Source organism: Corallococcus sp. AB038B (assembly GCF_003668955.1).
GTDB lineage: Bacteria > Myxococcota > Myxococcia > Myxococcales > Myxococcaceae > Corallococcus > Corallococcus exiguus.
Genome location: NZ_RAWO01000010.1, coordinates 349,541 through 358,185 on the forward strand (window position 1 = coordinate 349,541; position 8,645 = coordinate 358,185).

The window sequence follows — 8,645 nt, forward strand, 5'->3', positions numbered from 1 at the left end:
GTCCGGGTGCGTAACCCCCTTCGCACCTTCCACGTTCCGTGCCGTCCATTTCCGGGCTTCAACCCCTCAGGACTGCTGGAGAATCCGTTCGGAAGAGAACGGCTGGCACGGAGGTTGAAGACCGGACTCCCACGCAGTTGCGGCGCCGGACAGTTGGCGCCGATTCCGGAGGCAATTCCCGTGAGCACCGACCAGAAGGGCACCCGCATCCTCGCGCGCACGTTCTTCAACCAGCTGCGCGCAAGCGGTTACACGCCGCACCAGGTCATCGGCATCGCGACGGAACTCCTGGAGCTCGTGACGACCGACCTGAAGGAAGGCGACAAGGCGGTCGCCGCCCAGTCGACGCCAGCCCCCGACTCCGGGGCAGGCTTTCAGCAGCGCGTGTAGCCCGTTAGAATCCAGCGCATCAACCCTCCGCGGGTGAGCGGGCTCCGGACTGGTTCCGGGCGCCCCACCCGCGAGGTGACGGGGGGCTCCACAAAGATTCGCAAGAACGCTGTCGATCTCCGACACGCCTGTTCGTCGCCGTGGTGAGACGCCATTCAGGGCCGGCTCAAACCAGGGGACAGACGATGCGGGTGATGGTGTTCATGATCGCCAATGAGGACAGCGAAAACGCCGTGCCCCCCACGCCCGAGGCGTTCGAGGCGATGGAGCGGTACACCGAAGAGCTGGTCAAGGCTGGCATCCTGGTGGCTGGCGCCGGCCTCAAGCCCTCCTCCGAAGCCAAGCGCATCGCCTGTGAAGGTCCCGGCCGCACGGTCATGGACGGGCCGTTCACCGAGACCCGCGAGCTGATCGCCGGCTTCTCCATCTGGAAGGTCAAGGACATGGATGAGGCCGTGGCCTGGGCGAAGCGCTGCCCCAACCCCATGTCGGGCCGGAACGTGATCGAAATCCGGCCGTTCTTCGAGGCAGAGGACATGGCCGAGGCCCTGTCGACCGATGCCCAGACGCGCGAGAAGCTCGGCGTCGCCTGAGGCCGTCGGTTTTTCGTGGCCGCGCGACGCGCCGGGTCGTCTTCGGGCCTTCAGGGCTGGGGGTGGCGACGGCGCTCGCGGGCGGCGGCGGCGGCGATGACGAGCAGCGCGGCGGTGAGCGCGGTGAAGACGAGGCTCGCGGACGTGAACGCCGTCAGCGCAAGCAGCCCCAGCGACAGCAGGAACGCGAGCGCATCCACCGCGGCGGGCCTCGGCTGAGGCAGCACGAGCACCGTGGCGCACGCGGCCAGCGGCACACCCAGCGCGACCTGCCGGAAGATGGCGTCGGTGCTGGTGCGCACCGTCTCCCAGTAGTTGATCAGGATGGCGGCGAAGATGACCACCGTGCCGCCCGCGAGCACGAGCACGCCCGCGGCCGCCGCGTCCTTGGTGAGCCGGGCCTTCTCGTCGAACTGCTGCACGGCCAGGTCCACCAGCTGCTCCAGCGCGCTGTTGAGGATCTCCGCGAAGAAGATGAGCAGCACGCAGAAGATGAGCGTGACCTTCTCCGCGAGGCCCAGCGGGATGCCGCTGCCCACCAGCCCCACCAGCACGCCGGAGATGAGGTGGATGCGCATGTTGCGCTGCCATGCCACGGTGTGGATGAGCCCTGCCCACGCATGTCCGAACGAGGCGAACAGGCCGTTGCTGCGGCGGGAGGGAAACTGGGGACGGGGGGTTACAGGAACGGTCATCGGAAGGTGAAGGGGTGGGCAGGCTAGCACCCACGGGTCCGATTGAAGCGGGGGAGTGAAGGGGTAAGGTCGGTCGCGTGATGCGAACGTTCCTTCCGTCCTGGTCGCGCTCGCTGGCGCTGACCCTGCTGTGCACCTCCGTCCTCGCTCATGCGCCGGGCACTCCTGAAGCTTTTGAAGGCGACGACCTGGGGTTGGAGCCGCCGGGTGTTCAATACCTGCCAGCTCCGGCGCCCCGAGCGCACGAACAGCGCCGCCTGTCGCCGGACGCGCCCGCCGTGGTGCGGCGTGAGACGCGAGCCGCGAAGTCCAACGTGAAGACGGCGGGCGTGCCGCAGACGCGGCGGGGCGAGGGCGCGCTGTCCGGCAAGGTCATCTACCTGAGCCCGGGCCACGGCTTCTATCGCGACAACGGCCTGAAGCGCTGGGCGACGCAGCGGCCCAACACCTGGGGTGTGGTGGAGGACTTCATCTCCGTGGAGGTGGTGTCGCAGGAGCTGCAGCCCATGCTGATGGCGGCGGGCGCCACGGTGGTGTCCGTGCGAGAGACGGACCTGAACCCGCTCATCGCCACCGTGGACAACGGCGGCACGGGCTACGTGGAGGACGGGGACGCCGCGCGCTTCCACGCCTCCACGCAGAAGGGCTGGGCGCCTCCGCCCGTGCCCATGGGCAACGGGGTGGAGCCCTTCACGCTGGGCACCACGCGCACGCTGGACACGGCGGCCACCTCCACCGCGAAGGTGACGTGGACGCCGGACGTGCCGGCGGATGCGGCCTACAACGTCTACGTCTCCTACGGCTCCGACCCCACGCGCGCGACGGACGCGCACTACGTGGTGAAGCACGCGGGAGGGGAGAGCCACTTCCGCGTGAACCAGCAGCGCCACGGCGGAACGTGGGTGCTGCTGGGGCGCTTCTACTTCAAGGCGGGCCAGCACCCGGAGTCCGGCGCGGTGGTGCTGGAGAACGACTCGGCGCAGGGTACGGGTGCCACGCTGTCCGTGGACGCGGTGCGGCTGGGCGGTGGACGGGGCCTGATGGGCGACGCGGCGCAGGGGCCGCTCTTGCGTCCGCGCTTCGAGGAGAGCGGGCGCTACCACGTGCAGTACAGCGGGGCGCCCTTCAGCGTGTACGCGCCGTCGGGAGCCAACGCGCTGTCCAACGAGCGCAACGCGGACGTGACGTCCCGGCCACGCTTCGCCGCGTGGCTGCATGAGGAGGGCGAGGACGCCGTCTACGTCGCGTGGCACACCAACGCGGGCACGTCCGGCACGATTCGGGGGACGGAGGCCTACGTCTACGGACCGAACCCGGTGGACGGCACGCTCAACTTCACGGGCGTGAAGGACAGCGACGTGATGGCGCGCGCGCTGCTGTCGCAGATTGAAACGGACATCAAGCGCGAGGTGGATCCGAACTGGCGGGTGCGCAGCCTGCGCTCGGCGAACCTGGGCGAGGTGAACCCCTCGCACAACCCGGAGATGCCCAGCGTGCTCCTGGAGATGGCGTACCACGACAACACGACGGACGCGGCGAACCTCAAGGAGGCCCGCGTCCGCCACGTGGCCGCGCGAGCCATCACCCAGGGACTCATCAAGTACTTCGCGACCCGCGACGGCGCGGCGGTGCACCTCCCGCCGGAGACGCCGGGAGCGGTGGTGGCGCGCAACGCGACGCCCGGCGCGGTGGAGGTGAAGTGGACCGCGCCTCCGCAGGTCGCATCGGAGGAAGGACGCGACGCCCCCACGGGCTACCGGCTCTACCAGAGCGCGGACGGCTTCGGCTGGGACGAGGGCACGGAGGTCCAGAACACGTCGGCCACCGTCACGCTGTCGTCCGGCACGCTGCGCTACTTCCGAGTGGCCGCGGTGAACGCGGGCGGCGAGTCCTTCCCGTCCGCTACGGTGGGCGTGAGGGTGGGGGACACGGCGCCGGTGCTGATGGTCAACGCGTACGAGCGCCTGGACCGGACGGTGGCGTGCGGCGAGGAGCTGGAGACGCCGTACGACCTGGAGGCCCCGCTGCGCGTCTACCTGGATGCGATGAACGACGGCAGCTACCTGCGCCAGCACGGCGCGGCGTTCGCGCAGTCGGCGGTGGCCTTCGATAGCGCGACGGGCAACGCGGTGGCGGCGGGGCTGGTGTCGCCCGCGGGCTACCAACTGGTGGACTGGTCCACCGGGCGCGGAGGGGTGGGGGGCGCGGGACTGACGCGGACGGAGCAGGACGCCCTGCGCGCGTTCGTCACGGGGGGCGGGCACCTGATGCTGTCGGGCGGACGCACGGTGTCTACGCTCGCGGCCGGTAGCGCGGACGACAAGCTGTTCCTCACGGACATCCTCCGGGCGTCCATCGCGGCGGGGGCGCCGGTGGCCCGGGTGCAGGGCTCGGCGGGCGGGCTCCTCGCGGACCTGGCGGCCACGCCGCTGGCGGATGGGACGCTCGGCGCCTATCCGGTGGGGGTGACGGACGTGCTGGCACCGACGGGTGGCGGCGCGGACGTGCTGCGTTACACCGGCACGTCGCTGGGCGCGGGCGTGCTCTCCGCGGGCACGGCGCCAGCGGGCCAGGTGCTGGTGCTGGGCTTCCCGTTCGAGGGCCTTGCGTCCAATCGTGAGCGGTCGCGGCTGGTGGGCGCGTTCCTGGTGCGTTCAGGACTCGTCACCCAGGCGCCGGCCCTGCCCGACGCGGACGTGACGCCCGCGGTCAGCCCCCGGCCGCTGTCTTCCTGTGTGGCGGTGCGGGAGGTGGATCCGCATCCGCCGGTGGACCCGGGCCCGGTGGACCCGGAGCCGCAACCCACGGTCATTCCGGCGCTCCCCAATGACTATTCCCCCAAGGGGGACAGCGGCTGCGGATGCGGGGCCGGCGCGGGAACGGCCTCCGGGCTCTGGCTGTTGGTCGGGGTGATTGTTCAGCTCCGGCGTGCACGCGCGAAAGCGGCCCACGCGAAGCGTTGACTCGGCGGGGGCGCCTGCCTACGGTCGCCCGCCTTCTTTACGAGATTCATGACGGTGGGCCGCGAAGGCCCACTCCTTCAAGGAGACGGAAAACACCATGGCCATCAAGCTCGCCATCAACGGCTTCGGTCGTATCGGTCGCTGCATCCTTCGCGCCGCGCTCAGCCGCAAGGAAGACCTCGAGATCGTCGCCATCAACGACCTCGACAAGCCGTCGGCGCTGGCCCACCTGTTCAAGTACGACTCCGTGCACCGCACGTGGCCGGGCGAGGTCTCCCACACGGACAAGGGCATCGTGGTGAACGGCAAGGAGATCGCCGTCACCGCGGAGAAGGACCCCTCCGCGCTGCCGTGGAAGAGCATGAACGTGGACGTGGTGCTGGAGTGCACCGGCCGCTTCACCGCGCGCGACGCCGCCGCCAAGCACCTGGCCGCGGGCGCCAAGAAGGTCGTCATCTCCGCGCCGGCCAAGGGCCCGGACCTGACCATCGCGTACGGCATCAACCAGAACGAGTACGACCCGGCCAAGCACCACATCGTGTCCAACGCCTCGTGCACCACCAACTGCCTGGCGCCCATCGCCAAGGTGCTGGTGGACAACTTCGGCATCGAGAAGGGCCTGATGACGACGGTGCACAGCTACACCAACGACCAGCGCATCCTGGACCTCACCCACGAGGACATGCGCCGCGCCCGCGCCGCCGCGCTCTCCATGATCCCCACCAGCACCGGCGCCGCGAAGGCCATCGGTGAGGTCATCCCGTCGCTCAAGGGCAAGATGCACGGCATCTCCGTCCGCGTCCCCACCCCGAACGTGTCCCTGGTGGACCTGACGGTGAACACCACCAAGAAGGTCACGGCCGAAGAGGTCATCGCCGCGATGAAGGCCGCCGCCAACGGCGCGCTCAAGGGCGTGCTGGAGTTCAGCGACGCGCAGACGGTGTCGGTGGACTACAACGGCAACCCGCACTCGGCCATCTTCGACGCGACCAACTGCTTCGTGATGGGCGACAACATGGTCAAGGTCATGGCCTGGTACGACAACGAGTGGGGCTTCTCCAACCGCATGGTCGACACGGCGAAGTTCCTCGTGTCCAAGGGCGTGGCGTAAGTCGCGCCGCACCGGCACCCCAGGCTGACCGAGACAGGCACAAGGGACACCCAAGATGATCCGCTACATCGATGACCTGCAGTTGACCGGCAAGCGCGTCTTCATCCGCGTGGACTTCAACGTCCCGCTGGAGGGGCGCCGCATCACCGACGACACCCGCATCCGTGAAGCGCTCCCCACCATCAGGCGCGCGCTGGAGATGGGCGGCAAGGTCATCCTGGCGTCCCACCTCGGTCGGCCCAAGGGGGCGGACCCCAAGCTGTCCACCGTGCTCGTCGCGGAGAGGCTGGCGGAGCTGCTGGGCGGCAAGCACGAGGTCATCCACGCGGACGACTGCGTGGGTGACAACGTGAAGAAGCAGGTGAATGACCTGAAGGCGGGGCAGGTGCTCCTGTTGGAGAACCTGCGCTTCCACAAGGAGGAGGAGGCGAACGACGAGGCCTTCTCGCGCGAGCTGGCGGCGCTGGCGGACGTCTACGTCAACGACGCGTTCGGCACGGCGCACCGCGCGCACGCGTCCACGGCCGGCATGGTGCCCTTCGTGAAGGAGAAGGCGGCCGGCCTCCTGATGCGCAAGGAGATCGAGTACCTGGGCGACAAGGTGCTGCGCAATCCGCAGAAGCCCTTCGTGGCCATCCTGGGCGGCTCCAAGGTGAGCGACAAGATCAAGGTCATCGAGAGCCTGCTGCCCAAGGTGGACGCGCTGCTCGTGGGTGGCGCCATGGCGTACACCTTCCTGAAGGCGCAGGGCATCGAAGTGGGCAAGAGCCGGGTGGAGGAGGGCGACAAGCTGGCGCTGGCGGCGAAGCTGCTGGACACGGCCAAGCGCCTGAAGACGCCGCTGGTGCTGCCCATCGACCACATCGTCTGCGCGGACATCGACGGCAAGGGCCCGGTGAAGGAGACGCCGGATCAGGTGGTGCCGGCGGACATGATCGGCCTGGACATCGGTCCCAAGACGCGCGCGATGTACACGCAGCGCATCCGCGACGCGAAGACGGTGATCTGGAACGGGCCCATGGGCCGCTTCGAAGTCGACAAGTTCGCGGAAGGCACGCGCTCGGTGGCCGCGGCGATGTCCATCAACAAGGACGCCGTCACGGTGATTGGCGGCGGCGACAGCGCGGCGGCGGTGGAGCAGATGGGCTACGCGGACAAGATGAGCCACGTGTCCACGGGTGGTGGCGCGTCGCTGGAGTTCCTGGAAGGCCAGCCGCTGCCTGGCATCAAGGCGCTGGAGACGAAGTAGGGCACCCACGCGGTACGCACCGGGGGAGACACCTCGATGGCTCGTCGGAAGATCGTCGCTGGCAACTGGAAGATGAACAAGACGGTGCCGGAAGCGCTCGCGCTGGTGCGGGAGCTTCGCGGCGCGGTGGCGGCAATGGGCGACAAGGTGGAGGTGGCCATCGCGCCCCCGTTCGTCGCGTTGCAGCCCCTGCACGTCGCGCTGGAGGGGGCGCCCCTGCAACTGGCGGCGCAGAACTGTCACTGGGAGTCCTCGGGCGCCTTCACGGGTGAAATCAGCGCGCCGATGCTGGCGGAGCTGGGGTGTGCCTACGTCATCGTGGGGCACTCGGAGCGCCGGCAGTTCTTCGGTGAGACGGACGCCACGGTGAACAAGAGGGCCAAGGCGGTGAAGGCCGCCGGGATGACGCCCATCGTCTGCGTGGGAGAGACGCTGGCCGAGCGCGAGTCGAACCAGACGCTCACGGTGGTGGAGCGCCAGGTGCGGGGCGCGCTGGAGGGCTTCTCCGGGGCGGACGTGGCGACGTTCGTGATGGCGTACGAGCCGGTGTGGGCGATTGGGACGGGCCGGACGGCGACGACGGCGCAGGCGCAGGAGGTCCACGCGGCCATCCGAGGCCTGCTGACCCGGATGTACGACGAGGGGACGGCCGAGCGGGTCCGTATCCAGTACGGCGGTAGCGTGAAGCCGGACAACGCGGCGGAATTGCTGGGGCAGCCGGACGTGGACGGGGCGCTCGTGGGGGGAGCGAGCCTCAAGGCGGCGGACTTCGTGGCCATCGTGAAGGCGGCTGGCTGAAGCCGGTATCCCCGTTAGAAGTTGTCACCCGTTGACCACTTTGTGTAGGTTGCGCCCTCTTTTCACGGAGCGTTTGGAACACCCATGCTGACCTTCTTCACGATCGTGCACGTCCTGCTCTGCGTGTTCATGATCTTCGTCATCTTGTTGCAGCCGGGGAAGGACGCCGGCATGGGTTCCGCCCTCGGTGGCGGCGCCGCGACGAGCGCTTTCGGTGGGCGCGGCGCGGTGACCTTCTTGAGCAAGCTGACGGGCGTCTGCGCCGGCTTGTTCTTCCTGACCTCGCTGGGCCTGTCGTTCGTGGGCCTGCGCGGTTCGGTGGCCGCGGGTTCGGTGGCGACGCCGCCGGCGAAGACGGCCCCGGCGACCCCGGGAGCCACGACGCCGGCTCCGGCGGCGCCTGGAGCGGTGGAGCAGGAGCGTTCCGCGACGCCGCCGGCGGAGGGCCAGCCGGCTCCCGCGCCGACGACGCCCGCGCCGTAGTCGTCAGGAAGCATCGGATTCACGCGACCGTTGAATTGGTTGTTGCGTGAATCCACGGGGTCCGGTAGATGGACCCCGCCGAAACGCCCAGGTGGTGGAACTGGTAGACACACCATCTTGAGGGGGTGGCGCCGAAAGGTGTGCGGGTTCGAATCCCGCCCTGGGCACTCCGATTAAGCCTCCAAGTCCTTGTGACTTGGGGGCTTTTTCATTTCCAGGCTGTGGCCTGCTAGCCGTGAGCCCCTGCGTGCCCTCGGGCGCAGTCGGGGGGATTAGCCCAGTTCCGGTGTGCGGCGGCGCAGACCGCAGCGAGGAGGACCGAGACGATGATTACTAGGCGTCCGAGGGACCGGCGAGAGGGGG

At 69.1% G+C, this 8,645-nt stretch carries 8 protein-coding genes and 1 tRNA gene; 8 read left to right on the forward strand and 1 reads right to left on the reverse strand.

What is annotated here, in order from left to right; genetic code table 11:
• Positions 1-180: 180 nt before the first annotated feature.
• On the forward strand, positions 181-390 hold the full coding sequence (locus D7Y04_RS31600) for a hypothetical protein (protein ID WP_169820105.1): 210 nt from the start codon (positions 181-183) through the stop codon (positions 388-390).
• 194 nt (positions 391-584) lie between these two features.
• The gene (locus D7Y04_RS31605; RefSeq protein ID WP_233601653.1) at positions 585-983 is read left to right on the forward strand and encodes a YciI family protein; all 399 of its coding nucleotides are present in this window, start codon (positions 585-587) and stop codon (positions 981-983) included.
• A gap of 50 nt (positions 984-1,033) precedes the next feature.
• Here D7Y04_RS31605 and D7Y04_RS31610 read toward each other — a convergent pair whose 3' ends face one another.
• On the reverse strand, positions 1,034-1,678 hold the full coding sequence (locus D7Y04_RS31610; protein WP_120594534.1) for a diacylglycerol kinase: 645 nt from the start codon (positions 1,676-1,678) through the stop codon (positions 1,034-1,036).
• A gap of 80 nt (positions 1,679-1,758) precedes the next feature.
• On the opposite strand from D7Y04_RS31610, the gene D7Y04_RS31615 reads away from it, so the two are divergent.
• The 6 genes from D7Y04_RS31615 to D7Y04_RS31640 all read left to right on the forward strand — a co-directional run bounded on the left by D7Y04_RS31615 (position 1,759) and on the right by D7Y04_RS31640 (position 8,449).
• Positions 1,759-4,641 (forward strand): N-acetylmuramoyl-L-alanine amidase, encoded by a 2,883-nt coding sequence (locus D7Y04_RS31615; protein ID WP_121761661.1) that lies wholly within the window; start codon positions 1,759-1,761, stop codon positions 4,639-4,641.
• A gap of 97 nt (positions 4,642-4,738) precedes the next feature.
• Positions 4,739-5,752 (forward strand): type I glyceraldehyde-3-phosphate dehydrogenase, encoded by a 1,014-nt coding sequence (gene gap, locus D7Y04_RS31620; protein ID WP_120568043.1) that lies wholly within the window; start codon positions 4,739-4,741, stop codon positions 5,750-5,752.
• Positions 5,753-5,807: 55 nt separating this feature from the next.
• A complete protein-coding gene (gene pgk / locus D7Y04_RS31625; RefSeq protein ID WP_120594616.1) occupies positions 5,808-7,001 on the forward strand; it encodes a phosphoglycerate kinase in 1,194 nt (397 codons plus the stop codon).
• Positions 7,002-7,037: 36 nt separating this feature from the next.
• Complete coding sequence (tpiA, locus tag D7Y04_RS31630; RefSeq protein WP_120568041.1) at positions 7,038-7,799, forward strand: triose-phosphate isomerase; 762 nt, start codon at positions 7,038-7,040, stop codon at positions 7,797-7,799.
• Positions 7,800-7,883: 84 nt separating this feature from the next.
• Positions 7,884-8,282: a preprotein translocase subunit SecG gene (secG, locus tag D7Y04_RS31635; protein ID WP_121761662.1), complete on the forward strand. Its 399-nt coding sequence runs from the start codon at positions 7,884-7,886 to the stop codon at positions 8,280-8,282.
• Between the two features lie 85 nt (positions 8,283-8,367).
• A tRNA-Leu gene (locus D7Y04_RS31640) sits at positions 8,368-8,449 on the forward strand.
• Positions 8,450-8,645 lie beyond the last annotated feature (196 nt).